This window comes from Ectothiorhodospira lacustris (genome assembly GCF_022227785.1).
Lineage (GTDB): Bacteria > Pseudomonadota > Gammaproteobacteria > Ectothiorhodospirales > Ectothiorhodospiraceae > Ectothiorhodospira > Ectothiorhodospira lacustris.
The window spans coordinates 1-1,020 of the sequence record NZ_JAJNQM010000164.1; the positions used below are offsets into that span (position 1 = coordinate 1).

A 1,020-nucleotide genomic window follows, 5' to 3' on the forward strand; every position below is an offset into this window, starting at 1 on the left:
ACCCGCATGCGGGGTGTTGTGGAGGCCGGGGGAGAAAAACCCCCGGCAATCCGATTATGCGATTTACCCATAGTGCCTTTTCCTGTGACAATTGGGACATAAAGCCACTACATTTTCGATGGTGTCTTCACCGCCCTGTGATAAAGGCACTACATGATGAACCTCTAAAAATGGTTCGTTTGTACCTTTTGTGAGAAATGGAGCAGTATTTCCGCAATCTTGACATAAACCATTGGCAATGCGTTTTGCTTGCTCAATGACATACGGGCTGCGAATATATATGGATATGCTCGTTCCTGTTTTTCTTGGCTGTGAATTGTGATTTTTTGCTAGTTCATTCAGCTTGGTATCCGAAACATTCTTTAACCGTTTGATTGTTCTATTTTCGTTCTCTGTTATTGACTTGAATGCAAATGATGGATTTTGGAGAAAAATACCAGTTACTTCCGATAAGTACTTCACTGCGCCAACTGAGTGCGCACCGATCATTTGAGGAAGGATGTGAGTATGATTTATTGCATACTTTATGAAGCCTGTGTTGCTTTCTGATATGGCCGAAATCCAATCGACGATATTTTTATTGAACACCAGCCCGATTGAGTTTGGAACTTTTGCTAGACATTGAGGCGCCTCATTAAAGTTAGCTGTATTTATTGCGTTGGAACCTTTAGTGTAACCCCTGAAGAAAAAATCCGTATGTGACTGCTTGCAATCTTTTGGCAGCTCGTCTTTAAGGCATAATACTAATATTTCATGTTCGTATATTTGAATGCAATATTCTTGGCCTACGTTGAACCTAATGAATTTTCCGTTTAAATTAAAATTTAAATTCCAGTTGTTCGGGTTTGCTTCATGAGCAACCATTATTTGGCTTGCCAAGAAAAACGCTAGTTCATCCCCTTTTGTATGAATGGCAAATAGTTTGCTAATATAATTTCTGGCATCAATAACGCTATTTCTATCGATATTTGCCATCAGCTATGCCTCAAGCCTTTCAACGCATAACGTGAAGCTTCAGCC

The 1,020-nt window shown here is 40.1% G+C and carries 1 protein-coding gene; it reads right to left on the minus strand.

Translation table 11 applies throughout. The features are described 5' to 3' along the window. Nucleotides 1–63 precede the first annotated feature (63 nt). Nucleotides 64–975, minus strand: a complete 912-nt coding sequence (locus LQ952_RS15825) for an HNH endonuclease (RefSeq protein ID WP_238623575.1) — start codon at nucleotides 973–975, stop codon at nucleotides 64–66. Nucleotides 976–1,020 lie beyond the last annotated feature (45 nt).